Below are 23440 nucleotides of genomic sequence, written 5' to 3' on the forward strand. Positions count from 1 at the left end.
GTCAGCGCCCGCGGGCCTCGTCTCCGCGCAGGACCATGCACGAGCTGAACACCTTGGCCACGAGGCTGCCCTTGTCGTCCTCGACCTCGCACTCGATCAGCCCGAGCGTCCGCGTCCGCTTGATCACCCGCCCGGTGGCGCGAAGGCGCGCGTTCCAGATGGGCTTGAGGAACTTCGTCGTGAGATCGAGCGTGGTGAAGCTCTCCTCGTCCTCGAGCGTCGTGGACATGGCCGCACCCATCGCCAGATCGGCCAGGTCGCAGATCACTCCCCCATGCAGCGTCCCCATGGGATTGGCGTGGCGCGCCGAGGCGTCCAGCTCCATGACGACACGGCTCGGCTCGACGCTGGTGAGCTGAAGCCCCAGCAGTTGCGCGATCGGAGGAGGGGGCGTCTCTCCCCGGAGCATCTTCTCCATGTCCTGCAGGTGCCGCGTGGTCTTGGGCGTGTGGACTCGACCGGTCATGACTTCTCCTCGGCGTCTCTGGGCCGACCCTTCGTGAGATTACGACCATAATACGAAATGGGCGGCGGTTCCAGGGGGTGGAGGATCTCCCCATTCACGCGGGCTCTCCAGGCTGGTCTAGGCTCGAGGGCTCCACTCTCTTCTGAACCGGGTGCTCCATGACCACTGATTCCACTGGCTCCTCGACTCCCCCATCCGCCGCGCCCGCGGCCGGTGCTGGCGGTCAGTCCCCCTTGCGCAACGAGCGCTTCACCGCCCCGCCGGAGCTGGCGGGAGTGCTCGCCGGACAGGCTTCGCTCGGCAAGGGCTCGAAGGGGGCGGGCGTGCGCGCCGTGCAGCAGGCCCTGCTCGACATGGGCTTCAGCGTCCCCGGGGGCGGCGCGGATGGCATCTTCGGCGCGCAGTCGGCCAAGGCCGTGCGCAACTTCCAGGTGCATGCCCGCACGGCCTTTCCCGGGGTACAGCCCACCGGCACCGTGGACGCCGCCACCTTGCGCGCCCTCGATGCGCTCGCCCCAGCGCCGGGACAGCGCGGCCAGACGCAGCACCTGCCCGTGCCCCAGTACAAGGGCACGCCCGTGCGCGTGGTGGTGGTGAAGGACGAGCACCGCACCTTCCTCTTCGACGTCCTGGGCCGGCTCCAGTCCATCTTCGGCAACGCCGTGGGCACGGGCACCACCCGGACGGACCCTGGCTTGAAGAAGGTGACGGGCAAGCTCAACGAGGCCCAGTCGCGCGAGCTCGGCAAGAAGCTGTGGGGGGGCCCCGTCTTCGGGCCGCGCATCATCGACCTGTCGTGGGCCGATGGCTCGCGCTCGGGCGAGGAGCTCCATGGCACCAGCGCTCCCGCCGACCTCGGGGAGGACGTGTCGCACGGGTGCGTCCGCCACGACAACGCCGACATCATCGTCCTCGCCGACGCGCTGAAGGTGGGTGACATGGTGGCCGTCGTCGACAGCATCATCGATCCGAACCTGGGGACCCCGCCCACTGCTCCCAAGCCCGACCTCTCCGGCGCGGTGGCCTCGCGCAAGTAGCCGCTCCGAGCGGCGGTAGAGAAATCCAGAAATACTGTTGAAATCCAGTGTGACTGTGTATCCTCCTTTGTCGGGTTTTCACTGCTCTGCTCGGGAGGACTGAATGATGAATCCGCTGAAGCCCACCCTGTCGCTGTGTGCGTTGCTGTCCCTCGCGGCGTGCGGTCCCCTCGAGGACGAGGGACCGTTTCCCGGAGACGCGCTGGCCCGCCAGGAGCAGGAAGCGATCTCCTCCTGCGTGGCGCCCACCGCGGCGCAGTGCTGGAAGATGCTGCCCACGGACACCAACTTCGGCGGAAGGACCACGGCCTGGAACGCGGCCCACTACGCCCTGCGGCCCAACAGCCCCACCAAGAGCAGCCTGGTCGTGATGCTGCACGGGGTGGGCTCGAGCGCCGGCAACTTCTACCACAGCACCGGCTACGCCACCGCGACGACCAGCTTCTTCGCGAGCGCCGTGAACAAGGGCTATCGCGTGCTCGGGCTCTCGCACCGCAACTCCCCGAACATCCGCGAGGTCTGCGGCACCAACGTGGACTGCCACCTGCCCACGCGCCGCACCTTCATCACGGGCGTCGTGCAGCCGGGCTCCGCCGTGACGGACATGGGCTACTACGATGGCATCGAGGCCCGCCTCATCCGCCTGCTCGTGACGCTGCGGGACGGGCAGGATCCGTCCGGAGGGTGGGGTGCCTACCTCACACCGTCCAACTGCACGGGCACCCGGAACACGGCCATCCCCTGCGACATCGTGTGGAACAAGCTCATCGTCGCGGGACACTCCCAGGGCGCGGGCCATGCCGCCGTCATCGGCAAGGATCACCTGGTCGACACGGTCGTCATGCTGGCCGGCCCGACCGACCGCACCCCCGAGCAGACGGTCCCCAGCTACACGCTGGCCTCGAGCGGACTGGCGACTCCCGCGGGCGGTGGGAACTACCGGGGCCTGGTCCACGTGAAGGACACCTTCGTGACGGCGTCGACCATCCACTGGGACGCCAGCCGGTTGAATGCCGGGGCCTACGGTAAGACAACCACGAGCACCGCCGACCACTGCGGCACGTCTCCGCACTCATGCGTCATCGAGAGCGATTCGTTCTACGCCACCTGGCAGGGGTTCTGGCCGTAGGGCTCCCGTGGACGGCTGCGCTTCGTGGAAGTTTGTAGTGACACTCCACGACTTCCTGGGAAGAAGCGCCAAGGCGGATCACCCCGTGTCCATGCCGGGTTAGCATGGGGGCCGCATGCTCTTCGGACGGAAAACTCCCCCTTCTCGCTCGGAGCTCATCGTCGCGGCGGATCGCGCCCGCTCCAAAGGCAAACTCAAGCGGGCCATTATTGGCTACCGCAAGGCGCTGGAGCTGGAGCCGAAGGATCCCGCGGTGCTCGGCAAGCTGGCGCCGCTGCTCGCCCGGACGAATGAAACCGAGGCCTCGCTCAAGCTCTTCCGGGAGGCGGCCCAGGTCCACCTGGACAAGGGCTTCGCCGACAAGGCGCTGGCCGTCTACACCCAGGCGGCGGAGACGTTCCCGGCCCAGGTGGCCCTGTGGCAGCAGGTGTCGCGGATGCACCTGGAGAAGGGACGTCAGGCCGACGCGGTGCGGATGCTCCTGCGCGGCCGCTTCGCCCTCCAGCGCAAGCACGAGCGCCCCCAGGCCATCATCCTGTTGAGGGAAGCCCTGAAGCTGGATCCCTCGCTCTTCGCGCCGAGGTTGGATCTGGCGCGGCTGCTCGCACGGCAGAAGCAGCCGGCCGAGGCCCAGACGTTGATCGAGCCGATGCTGCACCTGACGGGTGCACAGCTCCGTCAGGTGCGGTGGACTCAACTGTGCATCGCTCCCGGGTTCGGCAACGCGTGGCTGTGGCTACGCGCCGCGCTGTCGGGGCGCTGAGTTGCGCCGGCGCAGGGCCAGCAGCGCCAACAGGCTCAGCACCGAGGGTGTGGGCACGGCGCTGCAGCCTCCACCCGCGAGCGAGCGGTTGTCATCCAGCACCCGCCAGGTGTGCTCGACGGGCGTCGGATCCGTGTTGCCCGCGACGTCCACCGCGCGAGCGCGCAGCGTGTGCTGACCCGGAGTGACGACGTAGGTGGCCTCACAGGGCTGGTAGGGCCCGTCATCCAGGCTGCACTCGAAGCGGGCACCCGGATCGTTCGAGGAGAACTCGAACCCGGCGTTGGGGTTGGAGCCGACGGCGGGCGGGCCCCGGACGAGCGTGGTGTCGGGCGGCTCCGAGGTGCAGACGGAGGGCTGGCCCTGGCAGCGATAGCCCGGCTCGATGGCGCACGCCGCGCCGCAGCCGTCGCCCGAGGCCGTGTTCGCGTCGTCACACGCCTCGCCCTGCTCGGTGAGGCCGTTGCCGCAGACATTGGCGACCACGCAGATGTGGGTGGCCGGGTTGCACACGCCCTCACAGTCGTTGGACGAGGTGCACGCCTGGCCCAGGTTCAGGCGGCAGCGGGGCGAACAGGCATCACCGTCCTCCAGGTTGCCGTCGTCGCACGCCTCGGTGCCCGCCACCTGGCCGTCACCGCACGAGGTGACGCACACGCTGGATGCCCCGCTGCAGTAGTAGCCCGTCTCCTGCTGGCAGGTGGCACCGCAGCCATCGCCCGCCTGGGTGTTGTGGTCATCGCACTGCTCGCCGATGTCCAGCACGCCGTTGCCGCACACCTGGGTGCACGCCGTCCCCGGCGAGGGGCAGGTCCAGCCCGCTTCGATCCGGCACGTGCTGGAGCAGCCATCGCCCGACTCCGTGTTGCCGTGATCGCACTGCTCGGCGCCCGCCACGATGCCGTCACCGCAGAGGGTCGCACAGGTGCTCGGCGTACCGCTGCAGGAATACCCCGGATCCACGCGGCAGCCCGGTGAGCAGCCATCGCCCGCGCTCTTGTTGCCATCGTCGCAGGTCTCGTTCGCATCCAGCACGCCATTGCCACACGTCTCGGCGCACGAGGACGGAGCGCTCTGGGGCTCGGAGCAGGCGTAGCCCGGCTCCACCCGGCACTCGGTGGCGCATCCATCCCCCGAGATAAGGTTGCCGTCATCGCACTGCTCGCCCTGCTCGAGCTTGCCATTGCCACAGCTCTTCACGCACGGCGCGCCCGCGGTGGGACACACATAGCCCAGCTCGAGGGTGCAGGCCGGCGAGCACCCATCTCCCAGGGAGACGTTGCCGTCGTCGCACAGCTCGCCCGGATCCATCCGGCCATTGCCACACACGGTGCCGCACACGGACGGCGCCCCGTGGCACTCATAGCCATTCTCCACACGGCACGCGGCGGAGCAGCCATCGGAGTTGTAGGCGTTGCCGTCATCGCACTGCTCACCCGGGTTGATGACGCCATCTCCGCACTGCTGGACACAGGCGCTGCCCGCGGTCGGGCACGCGTACCCTGTCTCCACCCGGCAGCGCACATCACAGCCATCGCCCGGGGTCAGGTTGCCGTCGTCGCACTGCTCGCCCGGGTTGAGTGCGCCATTGCCACACGTCCGCGCGCACCGGCTGGGCTCGCCCGTGCAGCCGTAGGCCGGCTCGATGCCGCAGGTGGCGCTGCAGCCGTCGTTGGCGGTGCTGTTGCCGTCATCGCACTCCTCGCGGGGAGAGATGACTCCGTCCCCACACTTGTCGTCGTACGCATCCACGAACAGGTAGCGGAAGGCGTTGGGCGGACCGTCGTCGTTTTCGTTGCACAGCTCCAGCCGGTTGAGTCCGGTGCGCCAGGGCGCCGTGGTGCCCAGCTCGCGGATGGTGTTCTTCTGCCAGGGCTCGCCCGCCGGTTGGCTGATGACGATGGGGGTGAAGGTCGCGCCGTTCACCGACGCGGCATAGAACTCGTTGTCGTTGAAGGTCGCCACGCGCATGCGGAAGCGCGAGAGCGTGGTGGTCGAGGGGATGATGAAGTCCTGGTACACGCAGGTGCTCGCTCCCAGCGGGGCCATGAAGCGCGCCGTCTGGACTTCCTGCGGCCAGTCGGTCGCCGTGCGCTCGCCCGTGGTGGCGCCCGTGGTGGTGCCCCGGTAGAACCAGTGCGGATCCGCCGCGGTTCCCTCCAGGCGGCGGTTGTTCGCGTCCACGCCCGTGTTGAACAGCGTCACGCCCGCGCGCACGCACCGGCTCGGCGAGCCCGCGCACGCCTGGCCCGGCTCCACCTCGCACAGGCGGTTGCAGCCGTCGCCGTCGAAGCGGTTGCCGTCGTCGCAGATCTCCTGCGCGTAGTTCGGGTAGGAGCGGTTGTCGAGCGTGCCATTGCCGCACAAGGACAGGTCGCACGTCGCGGAGCAGCCGTTGCCGTTGTCCGCGGTGTTGCCGTCGTCGCACAGCTCGCCCGAGTTGACCACGCCGTTGCCGCACAGGCTCGCCAGGGAACACGGCTTGCCGGGGATGTGACAGAGGAAGCCGGCCTCCAGCGTGCCGGTGGCGCTACAGCCGTCACCGCCCTGGGTGTTGCCGTCGTCACACTGCTCGCCGGGCTGCAGCTTGCCGTCCGCGACGAGGGCCTGGCTGACCCGCGTGAGCAGGGCAGGGGAGGTGGAGGGCGGCTCCTGCTGCGTCTGGCAGCCCACCGAGGTGAAGAGGAGGAGGAGCCCGACAAGCGCCGGGCGTGTCCATGCTGTCTTGGGATGCATGTTCATGGTTGGTTTTACCTGGCGGTGTCGGAGTTGGGTGTGCCCTGCTGGGTTTCCACGCCCTCGGCGTCGCCGACGATGTGGAACTCCACGCGGCGGTTCTTCGCTCGGCCATCCTTGGTGGTGTTGTCCGCGAGGGGCTTCGCCGGGCCGAAGCCCTTCGCCTGAAGCCGCTCGCGCGGGATGCCCTTGCCCTCGAGGTACTTCACGACGGACTCGGCGCGGCGCTGCGACAGCTCGGTGTTGTACTGCGCATCGCCCTGGTTGTCGGAGTGGCCCTCCACGCGCATCCGCTCGATCTCCGGGTGCTCGCGGAGAATGGCGGCCACGTCATCCAGCAGCTTGTAGCTGCGCCTGTCGATGACGTCCTTGTTCACCTCGAAGTAGACGGACTCGAGGATGTCGAGGCGTCCCGTCTCCAGGCGCACGCGCTGCTTCTGCTTGCAGCCGTTGTTCTGCTGGGTGCCGGGCTCGTCCGGACAGTTGTCCAGCCGGTCGACGACGCCGTCCCCATCGCGATCCTTGTCCGGGCAGCCCTTGTTCGCCGCCACTCCGGCCTCGCTCGGGCAGGTGTCCCGTGCGTCGGCCACGCCGTCCCCGTCGTTGTCGGGATCCGGGCAGCCGTCCTCGTCCTGGAAGCCGTCCTTGTCCTCGGCCTGCTGGGGGCAGCGATCCTTCGAGTCGGTGATGCCGTCACCGTCCGAGTCCGGCTCATCCGGGCAGCCGTCGCCATCCTCGAAGCCGTTGACGTTCTCCGCCTGCCGAGGGCAGCGGTCCACCAGGTTGAGCAGACCATCGCCATCGTCGTCCTTGTCCGGGCAGCCCCCCAGTTGCTCGAGGCCCGCGTCCCGGGGGCACTGGTCCGCGCGGTTCTTCACGCCATCGCCATCCGCGTCCAGCTCGGGGCAGAGCGCCACCGGGTACGACTGGCCCTCCACGCACACGGGCTTGTCCTCCGGCGCGAAGGCCACCCCCGCGAGCACGCGGACGGCGGGCGTGCCCACCGTGGTGCCGAAGCCCGGGCCGCCCATGGCGTACAGCTCCACGGGGCCCACCGGGGCACGCACGCCGAGCAGGGCCTCCATCGACAGGGGGGAGCGCGCCAGGGGCGCCGTGCCCCGCAGGAGCAGTTCGCCCTTCACCTTCTTCACCAGCGGGCCGGTGACGTTGACGCCGCCGTTGAGCTCCACGCCCAGCTCATCCCGGGGCTCGCTCGTCCCGGAGGTGAGCACGTACGTCTTCGTGCGCACCAGCGCGCCCACGTCGGCGCCCACGCGCCACCCCGCGCCCAACTGCTTGCCCAGGCCCACGCGGGGCGTGAAGGTGAAGCCTTCATCCAGAGTCAGGGCCTTCGCGCTGCCCAGCGGGAGCGCGACGCCCAGGTGCAGGCCGAGGTCCAGCGCGTCCGCGTTCGCCTCGGACAGGAGCCGCGCGCGGCCCTGCACCCAGGGGGTGCCCAGCGCGAACGAGGAGGGGGCCGTGAGTCCCACGGAGCCCGGGTTGCCGGCCCACTGGCCCACGACGGGCACCTGCGCGCCGAGCTCGAGCCAGTCATGGAGCGCATACGCGCCGCTCAGGTGCCCCGTCACACGATCGCTGACGATGACGGCGCTGCGCTCGCCGTTCTCCACCAGCACCAGGGGGTTGAGTTCCCAGTGCCCCGTCAGCGCGAGGCGGTAGCGGCCCTGCCGCAGCTGATCTCCCGTGGACAGCACCAGGCTGTCTCTCGCACCAGGGTTGAGTTGGAGCCGCTCGAGCTCGAATCCAGGAATGCTCGAGTCCTGGGCCAATGCGCTCCAGGTCCCGAGCATGACGATGCCAGTGATACAGCGTTGCAACACACGAATGAACAAGACTCCCCCTCTTCCACGACTCTCAATGGACCACGGGAGTTGGTGCTCCCGGGACGGGGGGACAATACACGCGCCATCCCCGCTCTGTTGGCTGATTCACGGAGCGGAGCCGCCTGGAGAATCGAGGCTTGCCGAGCCCAGGCCTCGCTTCGAACGGGCCGCGGACGTGTCGGTGGATGGTCCTGACACGTCAGGACCATGTCAATCAATCGGTGGAAGGCTTGCGCCCGGCTGCGAGGGCGCGCGCGAGGAAGGGCGCGGTACGGCTCTTCACCGCGCGAGCCACCCGCGCGGGAGGTCCGGCGACGACCACCCGGCCTCCCTCGTCACCGGCGCCCGGGCCGATGTCGATGACCCAGTCGCTTTGCGCCACGACCCGCATGTCGTGCTCGACGAGGATGACGGTGTTGCCCTGCTCGACCAGCCCATTGAGCTGGGTGAGCAGCTTCTCGACGTCCGCGGGGTGCAGGCCCGTGGTGGGCTCATCCAGGACGTAGAGCGTGTTGCCGCGCTGCACCCGCTGGAGTTCCGTGGCGAGCTTGATCCGCTGGGCCTCGCCCCCGGACAGCTCGGTCGCGGGCTGGCCCAGGCGCAGATAGCCGAGGCCCACGTCCCGCAGGACACTCAAGGCGCGTTGCACGTGCGGCTCGTCGGCGAAGAACGCGTGCGCTCCGTCCACGGTCATCCCCAACACGTCGGCGATGCTCTGGTCCCTGTATTTGATTTCCAGCGTCTTCGCGTTGTAGCGGGCGCCGTGGCACGTGGGGCAGGGGGCGAACACATCGGGCAGGAAGATCAGCTCCACGCTGACGAAGCCCTCGCCCTCGCACGTCTCGCAGCGGCCCTTGGGGACGTTGAAGGAGAAGCGTCCCGCGTCGTAGCGGCGGGAGCGGGCGGCCGGCGTCGCGGCGAAGAGCTTCCGGATGGTGTCGAAGAGCCCCGTGTACGTCGCCAGGTTGGAGCGCGGGGTGCGGCCGATCGGCTTCTGATCCACTCGCACCAGACGCGTGACGCCTTCCATTCCCGAGGAGATCCGGCCGTCCACCGGCTCGACGGGGGTGCGCTCCAGCTCCTCGCCTTCCTCCTCCTCCGGGGGCGGCGCGTGGCCCAGCTGCGCCGACACCAGCTCCACCAGTACCTGGCTCACGAGGCTCGACTTGCCCGAGCCGGAGATGCCCGTCACCGTCGTGAACACGCCCAGCGGGAAGTCCACGTCGAGCTGGCGCAGGTTGTTGCGGCGGACTCCTTCCAGGCGCAGCCAGCCCCGGGGCGAGCGGGGTTCGCGTCCCGGCGTCTCGTCATGTCCGAGCAGATAGCGGCGAGTCTGGGATTGCTCGATGCGCTCGAGCCCCTCGGGCGGACCGCTGTAGAGCACGTGGCCACCCTGTTCGCCCGCCGCCGGTCCGACGTCGACGATCCAGTCCGCCTCGCGAATCACCTCCACCTCGTGCTCGACCACGAAGAGGGAGTTGCCCGCGCTCTTCAGTTGTCCGAGCGCCGCGAGCAGCGCCTGGGTGTCCGCCGGATGAAGGCCCGCAGAGGGCTCGTCGAGCACGTACACCACGCCGAACAACTGGGAGCGGATCTGCGTGGCGAGCCGCAGCCGTTGCAGCTCTCCGGGCGAGAGGGTGGGGGTGCTGCGCTCGAGCGACAGGTAGCCGAGTCCGAGCTCGGTCAGCACCTGGATGCGCCCCAGGAGTTCCCGGGCGAACCGCTCGGCGACGAGCGCCTTCTCCGGGTGCTCCCGCCGCAGCTTCGCCGTCCCCGGTGCCGTGCCCTCCGCCGTGGGGCGCAGCACCTCGGCGACGCGGGTGAGGGGCAGCCGTGACAGCTCGCCGATGTCCAGGCCCGCGAAGGTGACGGAGAGCGCCTCGCGCCGCAGCCGCTTGCCCTCGCACTCGGGGCACTCGGTGCTCAAGAGGTAGCGCGATACCCGCTTCTTGATGGACGCGCTTTCCGTGGTGGCGAAGGTCTGCAACACATAGCGGCGGGCGCTCGTGAACGTGCCCATGTAGCTGGGCGGCTCCTTGCGCTTGAGCGCCCGGCGCGTCTCCGCCGGGGTGAAGCCGGCATACACCGGGACGGTGGGTTGCTCCTCCGTGAAGAGGATCCACTCGCGCTCCTTTTGGGGGAGGTCGCGCCAGGGCCGGTCCACGTCGTAGCCGAGCGACACGAGGATGTCGCGCAGGTTCTGGCCGTGCCAGGCGGGGGGCCACGCGGCGATCGCCCGCTCGCGGATGGTGAGCGAGTCATCCGGCACCATGGAGCGCTCGGTGGCCTCGTAGATGCGCCCGAGCCCATGGCAGCGCGGACAGGCGCCCGCGGGCGTGTTGGGCGAGAACGCCTCCGCCGCGAGGTGCTCCTGGTGGGGCGGGTAGTGTCCGGCGCGCGAGTAGAGCAGGCGCAGCGAGTTGGACAGCGTGGTGACGCTGCCCACGGACGAGCGCGTGGTGGGCGAGCCGCGCTGCTGCTGGAGCGCCACCGCCGGGGGCAGGCCCTCGATGGAGTCGACCTCGGGCACGCCCACCTGATCCATCAGCCGCCGCGCATAGGGGGCCACGGACTCGAAGTAGCGCCGTTGCGCCTCCGCGTAGAGCGTGCCGAACGCGAGCGACGACTTGCCCGAGCCCGACACGCCCGTGAAGACGACCAGCGCATCGCGCGGGATGTCGACGTCGACGTTCTTGAGGTTGTTCTCCCGGGCGCCACGGACCCGGACGACGCCCTTCACTCCACCGCCACCTGTCATGCTCGCACTCACTGTTTCGGGGCTTCGGGCCGCGAGTCCTTGGCGGCATGGGCGCCGCCGAGCAGGCGCACGAGCGGCGCGGGAGCCCACCAGTTGAACTCACCCATGAGCCGCATCATCGCGGGGACGATGAGCACCCGCACGAGCGTGGCGTCCAGGGCCACGGCGATGGCCATGCCCACGCCCATGGCCTTCACCACCACCGCCTGGGCGAGCGAGAACGCCGCGAACACCGCGACCATGATGGCGGCGGCGCTGGTGATGAGGCCGCCCGTGCGCTCCAGGCCCTCGGCCACCGAGTGCGCGTTGTCGTGCGTGCGCAGCCACTCCTCGCGCATGCGCGTGAGCAGGAGGACCTCGTAGTCCATGGACAGGCCGAAGAGCGCGCAGAACAGCAGGATGGGCAGCGAGGGCTCGATGGCGCGCGGCTCGAACGCGAGCAGGCCGCTCAGGTGGCCCTCCTGGAAGATCCACACCAGCGCGCCGAACGAGCCCGCGATGGACAAGAGGTTCATCAACAGCGCCTTGAGCGGGAGGATCACCGAGCGCAGCAGCACGAACAGCACCACGTAGGTGAGCCCCATGACGAAGAGCACCGCGTGGGGCGAGTGCCCGACGATGAAGGCCGCTCCGTCCACGTCCGCCGCCGTCTGGCCCCCCACGAGCAACTGCCCGTCTCCCACCGAGCGCTCCTGGCGGATGGCGCGGACGACTTCCCGGGCCTCGGCGCTCGCGGCCGCATGGGGCGTGAGCACCTGCATCACCGCGATGCTTCCCTTGGTGAAGGCCTCGAGCGCGAGATCGAACTCGGGCGGCCGGGCGGCGGGCTCCTCGGCCAGCGCCGCGTAGCGGTTGGCGCTGATGCCCGGCTCCAGGTCGACGATGCTCTCCACGCCCTCGACGCCGGGGAGTTTGGCCAGGCGGCGGCTCGTGGCGTACAGGGCGCGGGCGCGCTCCGGGGTGAAGGCCTCGCCCGAGGGGAACTGGACCGTCACCAGGATGCGCGTGGCGGCCTGCGAGGGAAACAGTTGCTTGAGGGCCTCGGCGCCGCGCCGCGCCTCCGTCTCGGCGGGCAGGGCGGTGATGTCCGTGGCGGCGAGCTGGAGCCGCTGGAAGGGAAGGCCAATAGCCACGAGCACGGTGAGCGTGGGCAGCAGCACGAGCCAGGGGTGCTTCATCACCCACATGGCCAGCCGGTGCCAGAGTCCCTTGCTCTCGCCGAAGCGCGGAATGGGCAGGCGGCCCCAGTCCACCCGGGGGCCGAGCACGGACAGGAGCGCGGGCAGGAACGTGAGGGAGTAGAGCACCGCGAACGCCACCACGACGGCCCCGCCCAGGCCCATGGCGCTCAGGTACGAGCCTGGGTAGAAGAGCAGCCCCGACAGGCCCACCGCCACCGCGAGGCCGGAGAACGCCACCGCACGGCCCGCCGTGTCCACCGTCTTCACCACCGCCGCCTCCACCGTGGCGCCCTGCTCGAGCTCGTCACGGAAGCGGCTCACGATGAAGAGCGAATAGTCGATCGCCACGCCCAGGCCGATGAGCGTCACGACGTTGATGGTGTACTGCGCCATGTCCGTCACGTGCGCGAGCAGCATCACCCCCGACACGCCCGTCATCACCGCGAGCCCGCCCACGGCGATGGGCAGCAGCGCCGCGCCCAGGGTGCGGAACACGCGCAGCAGCACGATCAGCGCCAGGGGGAAGGAGATGAGCTCCGCCTTGAGCAGATCGTGCTCGAGCAGCCGATCCAACGCCTCCACGAAGGCGACCTTGCCCGTCACCACCACGCCGAGCTTGTCGCTGGTGAGCGCCCGGCGCACGGTGGGGAAGGCACGCGCCGCCTCGCGCTCGTCGCCCTTGAGCCGCACGAGCGCCAGCACGTCATGGCCGCTGGAGGAGATGAGCCGGCTGGCGAGCTGCTCGGGGGCGCCCTGGGGGGACACCACGGCGCTCACCTCGGGCAGCTTGCCCACGGGGCCGAGCACCTCCTCCAGCGCCTGGGTGAAGCGCGCATCGTCCGTCTTCCACTCGTCCGAGTGGAAGATGACGGCGAGTGTGGTGTCGTTGGACGCCGCGGAGATGCCCCGTGACAGCTCCGCCGCGTGCGCCGCTTCGGTCCCCTGGATCGTGCCGGTGCTCAACTGTCCGCCCCGCAGGATGCCGAGCACCGCGAGGACGAGCACCCCCGCGGTGAGGAGGAAGACCACGCCGCGGTGGCGGTGAACCGCCCGGCCGAGCCAGGCGAAGACGGAGGGTTCCGAGGGCGTCATGGACGCGCTGTCTACCGCACTGGCGACAGGGCCCAGAGCGGAAACACGTCGAGGTAGTGATCGTAGTGGATGCCGCTCGTCTTATTGAACATCCCCGCGATGTGCTCCTCGGGGTAGCTGCCGTCCGGACGCTGCCGCCCCACGAGGAAGCCCAGGGCGCGCTGGACCTCGGGTGAGTCGCGCCGGCCCGCCTTGCTCAACGCGAGCACCGCCCATGACGTCATCACCGCCTGGCCCTGCTCGGCCTGCACGTAGCGCCGCTGCCGGCAGCTCTCGGGCGTCTCGCCCCAGCTCCCGTCCGCGTTCTGCTTGGAGAGCAGGAAGTCGCAGGCACGCTGGATGGCCGGATGGCTCGGCGAGAACCCCGCGGCGACGAGGCCCCAGACGCCGAACCACGCCCCATACGTGAAGCAGATGCCCCAGCTTCCCTCCCACGAGCCGTCCGGCCGCTGCGCCTTCTCCACGTAGCGCGCGCCCCGCTTCATCGCCGTGTCGATCTCCTTCGCGCGCACCCCCGGGAAGCGCTCCCGGAAGCGCGCCAGCGCCTGCATGCAGGACGAGGTGCACTCGACATAGGACGGGTCGATCATGATGTCCGAGAAGCAGTCGGACGGGTTGAGCAGCTCGAGCCACTTGGGGCCGCGCGTGAGCTCGTACGTGGCCCAGCCGCCGTCCTCGTTCTGCATGGACAGCATCAGGTCCACCGCGTCCGTGAGCCGCTCCTGGGACAGGGGCGAGTCGACGAAGGGCTCGAGCGCGAGCGCCGCCTTGAGGCCCTCGGCGGTGCAGTCGCTGATGGGCCAGCCGTGGTCGCGCGTGGAGAAGGGCCAGCCGCCCTTGGAGCGGTGGCGGTAGTAGCGCTCGGCGTTGGGCGTGTCCTCGCGCACCTGGCTGCGGTCGATGAAGTCGAAGGCCGAGCGCAGGAAGGGCAGGTTCTCCTGGATGCGGCCGCTGGCGACCACCGCCTGGACGGCGAACGCCGTGTCCCAGAGCTCCGAGGAGTTGTAGCCATTCATCTTCACGCCGTCCGGCCCCTTCCACAGGTAGTCGGGGAGCTGGGCGAGGTGGGCCCGCAGCTCGGCGCCGCCGGGACGCTCGAAGTGCCACACCAACACGTGCAAGAGCTTGTTCACCGGGCCGATGCAGATGTAGCGCGTGTTCTCGTCCTCCTGGCGGATGTGATCCAACACGAAGGACAGGGCGCGCTCGCGCAGCCGCGTGGACGCCTGCGACTCGTAGAGGCCCATGAGATGGTTGGCCGCGAGCACGAGCGCCGAGCGCGGCACCTGCGAGTCGGTGGGCGACACGCGCGTGCGGTGGGCCGGCCAGTCGATCTGCTCGTAGGGCGTCGTGTACAGCTCCCGGCGAAGCTGCTGGAGCAGGGGCGAGTCGGGGATGCGCGCCTTCTTGCCGTAGAGCCAGCTCATGGGCAGGTAGACCATGCGGCAGTGGCACCAGAAGCGCGAGGGGTGCATGGGAAGCGCCTCGGGCAGCAGCCACAGCTCGGGCAGGAGCGGATCCAACCCCTCATACTCGTGCAGGCGGAGCACCGAGAGGAAGAACTTGCCCCAGGGCGCGGAGGTGAGCGCGCCTCCGTGCGCGAGGATCCACTGGCGCGCGGACGTGGCGGCGGGGTCCTCCGCGCTCACGCCGAGCAGGCGCAGGGCCACGTAGCAGAGCGTGGAGGTGAAGACGTAGCTGGACGCCTCCACGTGCAGGCCGAAGCCGCCGTCCTTGTTCTGCACGCTCTTGAGGTAGCGCACCATGCCCTCGCGCGTGGCGGCGTCGAGCTCGAGCCCCACGGCGTGCGCGGTGCCCACGTACATGGGCAGCATGAAGAGGGGACCGCCGTAGTCGCCCTTGAGCGAGCCCTCCGGGGACAGCAGCCCCGAGAGGTGGGTCATGGCGGCGGAGAGGGCGGAGTCGACCGTGCGCCGCGCGCCGGGACTGGAATCAGGAGCCATGTTGCGCATGTGCGTGTTCCTTCGGGCTACCCGGCCGAGAGGCGCTGGTGGTGGTTGGGCGCCTGGCGCCAGAGCTCCGCGTAGCGGGCCTGGAGGGTGGTGTCATCGGCGTGGTGGTTCATGCAGTCGGTGATGAGCGCCTCCACCTCCGTGCGGGGAATCTTCACCGGCTGGCCCGCGACGAACATGGCGTCATTGCCCCGGGCGAGCACGAGCGAGCGTGCCGCCATCCACAGCGGCAGCAGGCAGAAGAGCCGCAGCTGGGGCGCGGTGGCGGGGATGGCGAGCGCGTAGCGCAGCCCGTCGTCGAGGTTCCTCCGGGCGAGCTCGAAGAGCGGCGCGACGGTGGCATGTGCCCGGGTGCGCTGCGCGGGGTCCGTCAGCTCCGCCACGCCCATGCCGCCCGCGGCGCACAGGGCGCGGGGGATGAAGGACCAGCCCCGCTCCTCGCGATCATCCGTCACGTCCTTGAGGATGTTGACGAGCTGCAGCCCGGTGCCGAAGGCCTCCGCGTGCAGGCGCATCGTCTGGGCCTGCTCCGGCGTCACCTCGCTGCCCAGCTCCTCCAGGAACAGCTCCGTCGTCAGGTGGCCCACGGTGCCCGCCACGAAGTAGCAGTAGCGCTCCAGGTCGGACACCGTGTGCAGCGCCACGAGGCCGTCGGTGCCGCGCTCCCGGTGGGCGTAGATGGCCATGCCGCGCGCCATCTCCGATGTCCAGCGCGCCAGGCTCGCCTGGATGTTCTCCGGCAGCGTGTGGAAGACGCGCATGACGGTGGGCAGGGCGCGCGACAGGGCCAGCTCGGCGTCCTGGCCCGGAATGGGCTTGAACGCCTCGGTGAAGGCCTCCGGCTCCTTGTGGCCTCGCAGCACGTCCAGGAAGCACGCGAAGAGCGGCTCCTTGGCCGCGAGCGGCACGGACGGGTGGTCCTCGATGGTGTCGGCGACGCGGCACAGCAGGTAGCCCAGCGTCATGGCCACCTCGAGGTTGCCGGGCAGCAGCGCGATGGGCCGCGCGAAGGTGCGCGACACCTCACCGAGGCTCTCCTTGCAGAAGATCCAATCCGCCTCGGAGCGGCCGGAGGGCACCGACGGGGCGGAGGCCGCGCGGCGCAGGGGCTCGGGCCGCTCGCGCCGCAGGAGCTCGTGGAGCGCGAGCGCATCGAGGCTCTCCGCGCACTCCTCCCAGGGCGCGACCTGGTACGGGCCGCGCGCCTCGTCGTGGAGGCCCTCGGCGAGCGCCGTCGCGAGCAGCGCCTCCGCGGCCTCCATCGCCTCGGGGTAGGGGGCGCGCACGGAGATCAGGGCCTGGAGCGCGATCGCCGTGAGCCACCGGCGCTCGGCGTCACCCTGGACGGGAATGCCTTGCGTGAAGGCACCGTCCTCCGCCTGCCGCTCGACGAGCCAGCGCGCCGCGCGGCGCAGCCGGGAGTGCGTGGTGGGTCCCTTGGCGGCGAGCAGGGCCTCCATGGCCCACGCCGTGGCGGCGATGCGGCCCTCGGAGCCGAGGGGGGCCCAGGAGCCGTCGGGCGACTGCGTCTCGCTCAGCCAGCGGGCCGCGCGCTCGAGCGCGGGGGTGATGCGCGCGTCGAACATGCCGGGCTGCCGGCGCTGGATGATCTTCAACGCCTCGCAGGCCAGGGCGGTGGCGCGCAGATCCCCCACGCCCCGGCTGCCCGCGCGCGTCCTGTCGAAGGTACGGGCCGCGAAGCCGCCGGCCACCGTCTGGCACCCGAGCAGCACGTCCACGCCCTCGGAGATGCCCACGATGGGCTCCTGCACCCAGGTGGAGCCGCCCAGCAGCAGGTGGAAGAGTCCGGCGAGGTCCGCCGTGGCGATGGAGGGAGGCTGGGCGCCCGGAGCCTCGCGCCCGTCGAGTTCGAGCAGGCGCCGGAGGCCCTCGTGCGCGAGGTGGCGGCGCCACAGGCTCATGCGCGCCGCGATGCCCGCGCGCATGTCGGTGCGGGTGATGGCGCGCATGATGCGGATCGCCCCCGCGCGCAGCACGTCATCCGGCCGCTGCTTGAGCTGCGTGGCGAACGACTCCAGCTCCCGGAGGAGGAAGTCCGTTGCCTGCTCCATGGCCGGTGCGAGCGGCGGGGGCGTGGCCTGGCGGCGCACGGCGAACTCACCGTCCTCCGACTCGCTCCGGGGCACGTCCCGCACGGGGATGAACTCCTTGAGCAGGGGAATGGGGTGGGTCGGGGTGCCACGTCCGCGGTAGCGCTGATGCACTCCACCCGGCACGAGGCTGGCGGCGGGCCACTGCATCCACTCGCCATACGCGGCCAGCTCGGTGGACACGCTCTTGAGCCCGCCGCGGCGCATCGCCGAGCGCGCCGTGCTGTTCATGGCCTCGGCGGCGATGCGCATGAAGATGCCGCCGAAGCTCGACGTGCGCTCCTCCTGGCCGCAGAGGATGCGCATCGTCTGGCCGCGTGCCTCGGCGTTCTCGCGCAGCACGTCGAACATGGCCTCGCGCACGCCGGTGGCGCTCGGATCCTCGCGCCGGAAGCAGTGGTAGAGCGCGCTGGCGAGCAGCTCCGGCACGTAGCCGCGGCGCTCCTCGGCGTAGCGCTCGAGGTCCTCGTGCGCGGCCACGCTGCGCGCGTCGAGGAAGCCCATGCTCAGGCCGATGGCGGTCATCGGGTGCACGTGGCCGAGCGCGTCGCCCACGAGCGCGACGTGGCCCCGGCCGAACTCCGAGCGCGGACGGAAGCGGTTGGCGGCCCAGGTGACGGGGCCCTCGGCGAGCGCGCGCCGGAAGGCGGGCAGCAGCGCGGGCGGCAACACCGGGCTGAAGGCATCCCAGAGGAAGGTGGGGTTGCGCTGGGCCGCGCCGTAGCGCAGGGGCACGTCCAGGCAGCCCCGCACCCGATCAGGGCCGATCCGGTAGAGGAGCGCCGGCCCGGGACCGCCGAGCATCACGTGCCCGAAGCCCTCGAAGGGCAGCTCCAGTCCGCGCAGCTCCACCGAGGCCATATAGGAGAGCAGCGTGCTGTTCTCCTCCAGGCCGAGCTGCCGGCGCACCACGGACGCCCGCCCGTCCGCCCCGATGATGCGAGCCGCGGTGACCTCCACCTGGGCGCCCCGCTCCCGGTCATCCACGCGCAGCACGTGCCCTTGCAGGCCCGCCAGCCGCGCGTACGTCACCAGCTCCACGCCCGCCAGGCCCGCCGCCTCCTCGCGCAGCCCTTCGACCAGGGTGTCATGGGCACACGTGAGCGCCACGCCCTGGGGGTAGGCCATCTCGATGGGCGCGCTGCCATCGTCCGGGAAGAGCTTGAAGCCGAAGCTCGTGCGCGCATGGGCCCAGTCCGAGCGGCGGATGCGCAGCGAGTCGAGCACGCCCACGCCCGGGGGGTGGATGAACTCGCCCGCGAAGCGCCGGCACGCTTGCGGATTGGCCTCGAGCACGAGCACCCGCGCGCCCCGGTGGGCGAAGGCGATGGCGGAGACCAGCCCCGCGGGCCCTCCACCGATGACCGCCACGTCGTAGTGCTTTCGTGTGAATCTCATCGTCGCAATCCGTTCCATGCCGCGCGTGGCGGCGTCATCAAGAGACCAGGAGCCGAGACCCGAGCCATGGCGGATGCCGACCCGGCCGAACCGGCACTCGCACTCATGACTGGCCTCATGGACAGGCTCCTGGACGGGCGAAAGGACTCCAGGACGCGTCCTGTAGCAAACCGCGTGATGGATCGCGAGGCTATCGACAGCAGTCCAAGTTCCCGAGAAATGAGGGGACCCGAGTGGTGACACACGCCTGTCTCCATGGGCTCTTCGCGCACAGTCCGTTGACTCCCGCGTCAGCCCCGCTGGCCCGTGTGCCCCCGGGCGGAGCAGGAGGGCGGGGGCCCCGCGTGGGCGCGCCTTGCCAGCACCGCTCGACGCTCTACCGTGAAAGGGGAGGGCCGTGGCGCAGCGTCGCGCGACCCTGTTCGGAAAGGAGAAACGTCATGTCTGATCTTCCCGTGCGTCGAGGCAGTGGAACTTCGTCCTTGGGCCGATGGCCCCGGACGGCCGATCCCTTCGAGCAGATGAAGGAATTGATGGGATTCGATCCGTTTGACCAGGTGGAGCGCCTGCTGGGGACCGACCGGTCGTGGAGCTTCAACCCGGCCTTCGAGGTGAAGGAGACGAAGGACTCGTACATCTTCAAGGCGGATCTTCCCGGCATCAGGGACGAGGATCTGGAGATCTCCCTCACCGGAGACCGGCTCACCATCAGCGGCAAGCGAGAGAACGAGAAGAAGGAGGAATCCGACCGTTTCTACGCCTATGAGCGCAGCTTCGGCTCCTTCAGCCGTTCGTTCACCCTGCCGGAAGGGGTGGACGCGGAGCACTGCATCGCGGACTTGAAGGATGGTGTGCTCAACCTGCGGCTGCCCAAGGTGCCCGAGGTGCAGCCCAAGCGCATCCAGGTGAGCAGCGGCTCGAAGGACAAGGGCCAGGTGAAGGCGTGAGGCCGCGAGGGGAGGCGGGTGCACGCTTCCCGCCTCCCGGCATCGCCGCTGGACTTCTTCCCGGCTCGTGGATAGAGCCCGGACACTCTCCGGGCCCCCTCCATCATGAGCCTCTCACCGCCTGTCACCACCCCTTCCCACGTCACCTCCGCCCTGCGTGAGCTTGGTTATGCCGTGCTCGACCGGGCGGGATTGTGTGAACACGTGGGGACTCCGGCCGCCGCGCTCGAGGCCCTGCGTCCGACCTGGAACGAGCTGCCGCCCGACGCCTACCTGCGCGACGGGGGCCGCTATCGCTCGCGCCGGCATTCGTGTTTCGTCGTCGAGGGCGAGGCCGTCACCCAGGTGCCCCACCGCGCGCACTGGCAGCCGGTCGAATACAACGCGCTGCACGGCGGGCTGGAGCGCTGGTTCGAGCCGATGACTCCGGCCGTGGTCGCGCAGCCCGTCTGGCCGCGCCTGTTGAGCCGGCTCGCCGCGTACTGCTCCGAGCTGCGGGGGGCGCGGCCCTGGTTCGTGGAGGCGCACCAATTCCGCATCGACACGACGGATGGCATTGGCCGGCCGACACCCGAGGGAGCGCATCGGGATGGTGTGGACTTCGTCGCCGTGCTGCTCATCGGGCGCGAGGGCATCAAGGGCGGAGAGACGCGGGTGTTCGAGGCCAATGGCCCCCACGGCATCCGCTTCACGCTGACCGAGCCCTGGTCGGTGCTCCTGCTCGACGACGAGCGCGTCATCCACGAGAGCACGCCCATTCAACCCCTGGCCGGGCAGGGGCACCGCGACACGCTGGTGCTGACCTTCCGTGCCAACGGCTTCCAGGGCCCCTCCACGCCGTAGCGTCCCCGGAGCGAGGCGCCGGGCGAGCGCTCGCTTCCGCGAGAAACGAGCGGCTCAACGCCCATGCTCTTATGTAGGCGGTGCACGGGTGCGCCCAGGCCCCCGTGAGGAGATCGACCATGTTCCTCATCGAGACCGAGAAAGACTTGTTGCAGGCCTTCCGCCCCCGTGACCGGGAGAAGGTCGAGCTTCCCAAGGACATTCGCTTCCCGCTCTTCGTGCGGGACTACTTCGCGTGGGTGGAGCCCGCGGGGACCCGGGTCTTCCTGGTGTGCCCCTCGCCGCAGGGCAAGCGGCCCATGGGCATCGCCTTCCGCCGCGACTCGCACGGCGGCCCCGCGCCCTCCCAGATGTGCGACTGGTGCCACTCCTACGGCTCGTCCAACGAGATCGGGCTGCTCACCACGGACGTCAATTCGAAGCGCCGGGTGGGCGTCAACCTCTGCCAGGACCTGCGCTGCAAGGAGAAGCTGGAGTCGGCGGCGGACCTGTCCGGCCGTCACTTCCGCGACGTCATCCCCCCGCTGATGGAGCGCATGCAGCGCTTCGCCCGCGAGGCGTTGCGCATCGAGTCCGTGCCGGAGCAGTGAGCCCGCCCAGGGCTTCTTCTTCGTGAACGGAGGCGTGGAGTCGCCACCGCGTGTTCGACGCGACTGGTGTAAACGACGGCCGTCGCATCGCCTGTCGGAGAGACTCCATGAACGTCACGAAGAACATGCAGTGGATGGTGCTGTGGGGCGTGGTCGCGGGGCCCGTGCTCGGCTGCGGTGGCCAGCCTCCGGTCACGCCCGTTCCGCCGGAGCAGGAGCGGGTCGTGCTGCGCGTCCCGCTCTACTCGTGGATTCCCGACGCCGCGGGGGACAAGTTCCAGGCCCTGTCCGCGCGCATCGAGGCCGAGTTCGAGGCCGAGCACCCGGAGGTGGACCTGGACGTCAATCCCTCCTGCTTCAAGGATGACCTCTATGAGCCCTCCGAGCTCGCGCGCTCGCTCCGGGGAGAAGGCGAGTGCCCCTATGACGTCGTCGAGGTGGACACGTCCCTGCTCGGCGAGCTCGTGGGCACTGGCGCCGTGCGGCCCTGGTCCGCGCTCCCCGAGGGCCCCCGCTGGCACCGCGCGGGCGTGTCCGCCTCCACGTTCGAGGGCAAGCTCTACGGCGTGCCGCACTGGCAATGCGCCCACTACATCATCTCCCGCGACGAGGCCGTGAGCCGCGCGCACACCGTGGATGAGCTGGTCCAGGCCCTCGCGGCGCTCAACACCCCCGCCATGGATCTCTCGGCCAACTTCCTGGGGAGCTGGAACCTGCCCTCGCTCTACCTCGATGCCTGGACGGACACCCACGGCCCCGACCACGTGCAGTCCGCCGTGACCACCGAGCACTACGACGCGGACGTGCTCGCCGGCATGAAGAAGCTCGCCAGCGCCTGCGCCACCACCGAGGGCAACCCCTGCATCGACGGCACGTACGACGCCGAGGCGAACCTCGACGTGCCCGATGTGCTCCTCGCCGAGGGCCGCGCCGACGCCACCCTGGGCTTCTCCGAGCGGCTGCACGGCATCCTCAAGAAGCTGCCCTCGGCGGAGAGCCGCGCCGCGCTGCGCATCTCCCCCGCGCCCCTGGGCCAGGGCAATCAACCCCTGCTCTTCACCGACTCGTTCTTCCTGGGCGAGCGCTGCACCGGTGCGTGCGAGCAGGCCGCCCAGGCCTTCGTCGCGTACATGACCCGCACGAGCACCTACCAGTGGATCGTCCTCGGCGAGGACGCGCCCGCCGAGGGCCGGGTGCCGCGCTACCTCATGCCCGCCAACCTGGACGTGTATGAGCTGCCCGGCGTGAAGGCCGACCCCTTCTACCCCGTCATCGGGGCGGCCACCGCCACCGGCGCGCCCTTTCCCAACACGGGCCTGCTGAACATCCGCAAGTCCATGCGCGACGCCATCCAGGCCGCGCTCCAGTAGCGGCCACGGCTCACAGCAGGGGCGCGATCGGATCCACCCCCAGCAGCACGCCGCCAATGGTCTCGAGGACCACCGAGCCCACCATGGCGTGCTGCGTGGCCACATGGACGTCGCGCATGCAGCGCTGCAGCGGGGAGGCGCGGTGGACCGACACGCCTCCGCCCGCCTCGTACATGGCATCCACCACGCGCGCCGCGCTGCGCATGGCATGGGCATAGGACAGCCGCAGCTCCGCCCGGTGGCGCACCGTCAGCTCGCGGCGCACACCCGCCTCGAAGGTGGCGTTCACCGTCTCCATCAGCAGGGCCCGCGCGGCGCGCAGCGTGGCCTCGGCCTCCGCGAAGGACACCTGCACCACGCCGCGCGTGGCCAGCAGTCGCCCCGCTGGCATGAGCTTCTTGGTCTGCGCCAGCGCCGCCAGCTCGTCGAGCGCCCGGCGGGCGATGCCCAGCCCCACCGCCGGCAGGGCCACCCCCAACAGCCCCATCGCGGGAAAGGCATAGAGGGGACGGTCGAGGCGCGGGCGCTCGGTGAGGAGCGAGAAGGCGCGCTCGGCGGGCACGAAGATGTCCTGGACCGAGATGTCCCCGCTGCCCGTGCCACTCAGGCCCATGGCGTTCCAGGTGTCGTGCAGGGTCGCGTCCGACGCGGGAAAGCAGAACGTGCGGATCTCGGGCATGCCCTCGCGCACCATGCGGGGCGCTCCGTCCTTCGTCACCACCGCGCCCCCCACCAGCCAGCGGCAGTTCTGGCTCCCGCTCGCCCAGGACCAGCGGCCCGTGAGGCGGTAGCCCCCCTCGACGAGCTCGGCGCGTCCCGTCGGCGCGGCCACGCCTCCGATGATGACGTCCGGTGCGCTGAAGATGGTACGTGCCGCGGACTCGGGCACCCAGGCGGCGACCATCGCGGTACACGCGCCGATCATCACGTTCCAGCCCACTGAGCCATCCGCCCGGGACAGCTCCTCCACGATCTCGATGATCCGGGCGGGATGCAGCTCCAGGCCGCCATAGGCCTCGGGCAGCACCATGCGGAAGAACCCGGCATCGGCCAGCTCCCGCGCCAGCGCCGCGGGCAGCCGGCGGGCGGATTCGATCTCCTCGGAACGGGCGGACAGCTCGGGCGCCAGGCGCCGGGCCTCCGCCAGGAGGGGATGCTCGGAGGAGGTCTTCACGGCGGGCGGGGATGAAATCGTCATGCCC

General features: G+C 70.3%; 15 protein-coding genes. 7 read left to right on the plus strand and 8 right to left on the minus strand.

What is annotated here, in order from left to right; all coding sequences use genetic code 11:
• Window position 1 precedes the first annotated feature (1 nt).
• Window positions 2-466 carry a PaaI family thioesterase gene (locus F0U63_RS18910; protein ID WP_395847324.1) on the minus strand — a complete coding sequence of 155 codons (465 nt, stop codon included), beginning with the start codon at window positions 464-466 and terminating at the stop codon, window positions 2-4.
• 158 nt (window positions 467-624) lie between these two features.
• Between F0U63_RS18910 and F0U63_RS18915 the strand changes: the two genes are divergently transcribed.
• From F0U63_RS18915 to F0U63_RS18925, 3 genes are all read left to right on the plus strand, one after another.
• Window positions 625-1503, plus strand: a complete 879-nt coding sequence (locus F0U63_RS18915; protein WP_395847325.1) for a L,D-transpeptidase family protein — start codon at window positions 625-627, stop codon at window positions 1501-1503.
• A 103-nt stretch (window positions 1504-1606) separates the two neighbouring features.
• Entirely contained in the window at window positions 1607-2632 is a 1026-nt protein-coding gene (locus F0U63_RS18920) for a BPSS1187 family protein (RefSeq protein ID WP_395847326.1), read from the plus strand.
• A gap of 115 nt (window positions 2633-2747) precedes the next feature.
• Window positions 2748-3395, plus strand: coding sequence for a hypothetical protein (locus tag F0U63_RS18925; RefSeq protein ID WP_395847327.1), 648 nt, complete (start codon window positions 2748-2750; stop codon window positions 3393-3395).
• Here F0U63_RS18925 and F0U63_RS18930 read toward each other — a convergent pair.
• The 6 genes from F0U63_RS18930 to F0U63_RS18955 all read right to left on the minus strand — a co-directional run bounded on the left by F0U63_RS18930 (window position 3369) and on the right by F0U63_RS18955 (window position 18488).
• The gene (locus F0U63_RS18930) at window positions 3369-6137 is read right to left on the minus strand and encodes a DUF4215 domain-containing protein (protein WP_395847328.1); all 2769 of its coding nucleotides are present in this window, start codon (window positions 6135-6137) and stop codon (window positions 3369-3371) included. The genes F0U63_RS18925 and F0U63_RS18930 overlap by 27 nt on opposite strands.
• An 8-nt stretch (window positions 6138-6145) precedes the next feature.
• A complete protein-coding gene (locus F0U63_RS18935) occupies window positions 6146-7984 on the minus strand; it encodes an OmpA family protein (protein ID WP_395847329.1) in 1839 nt (612 codons plus the stop codon).
• Between the two features lie 205 nt (window positions 7985-8189).
• Window positions 8190-10733 carry an excinuclease ABC subunit UvrA gene (gene uvrA / locus F0U63_RS18940; protein ID WP_395847330.1) on the minus strand — a complete coding sequence of 848 codons (2544 nt, stop codon included), beginning with the start codon at window positions 10731-10733 and terminating at the stop codon, window positions 8190-8192.
• Between the two features lie 8 nt (window positions 10734-10741).
• Window positions 10742-13006: an MMPL family transporter gene (locus tag F0U63_RS18945; RefSeq protein WP_395847331.1), complete on the minus strand. Its 2265-nt coding sequence runs from the start codon at window positions 13004-13006 to the stop codon at window positions 10742-10744.
• Between the two features lie 11 nt (window positions 13007-13017).
• Entirely contained in the window at window positions 13018-14979 is a 1962-nt protein-coding gene (locus F0U63_RS18950) for a terpene cyclase/mutase family protein (protein ID WP_395847332.1), read from the minus strand.
• 17 nt (window positions 14980-14996) lie between these two features.
• Complete coding sequence (locus tag F0U63_RS18955) at window positions 14997-18488, minus strand: squalene/phytoene synthase family protein (protein ID WP_395847333.1); 3492 nt, start codon at window positions 18486-18488, stop codon at window positions 14997-14999.
• A 440-nt stretch (window positions 18489-18928) separates the two neighbouring features.
• Between F0U63_RS18955 and F0U63_RS18960 the strand changes: the two genes are divergently transcribed.
• The 4 genes from F0U63_RS18960 (at window position 18929) to F0U63_RS18975 (ending at window position 22238) form a co-directional block, all read left to right on the plus strand.
• A complete protein-coding gene (locus tag F0U63_RS18960; RefSeq protein ID WP_395847334.1) occupies window positions 18929-19435 on the plus strand; it encodes an Hsp20/alpha crystallin family protein in 507 nt (168 codons plus the stop codon).
• A gap of 105 nt (window positions 19436-19540) precedes the next feature.
• A complete protein-coding gene (locus F0U63_RS18965; protein WP_395847335.1) occupies window positions 19541-20278 on the plus strand; it encodes a 2OG-Fe dioxygenase family protein in 738 nt (245 codons plus the stop codon).
• Between the two features lie 119 nt (window positions 20279-20397).
• Window positions 20398-20868, plus strand: coding sequence for an FBP domain-containing protein (locus F0U63_RS18970; RefSeq protein WP_395847336.1), 471 nt, complete (start codon window positions 20398-20400; stop codon window positions 20866-20868).
• Window positions 20869-20975: 107 nt separating this feature from the next.
• Complete coding sequence (locus F0U63_RS18975; protein WP_395847337.1) at window positions 20976-22238, plus strand: hypothetical protein; 1263 nt, start codon at window positions 20976-20978, stop codon at window positions 22236-22238.
• 10 nt (window positions 22239-22248) lie between these two features.
• Here the strand turns inward: F0U63_RS18975 and F0U63_RS18980 are convergent, their stop codons facing one another.
• Window positions 22249-23436, minus strand: coding sequence for an acyl-CoA dehydrogenase family protein (locus F0U63_RS18980; RefSeq protein ID WP_395847338.1), 1188 nt, complete (start codon window positions 23434-23436; stop codon window positions 22249-22251).
• Between the last annotated feature and the right edge of the window lie 4 nt (window positions 23437-23440).

This window comes from Cystobacter fuscus (assembly GCF_044360685.1).
Classification (GTDB): domain Bacteria; phylum Myxococcota; class Myxococcia; order Myxococcales; family Myxococcaceae; genus Cystobacter; species Cystobacter fuscus_C.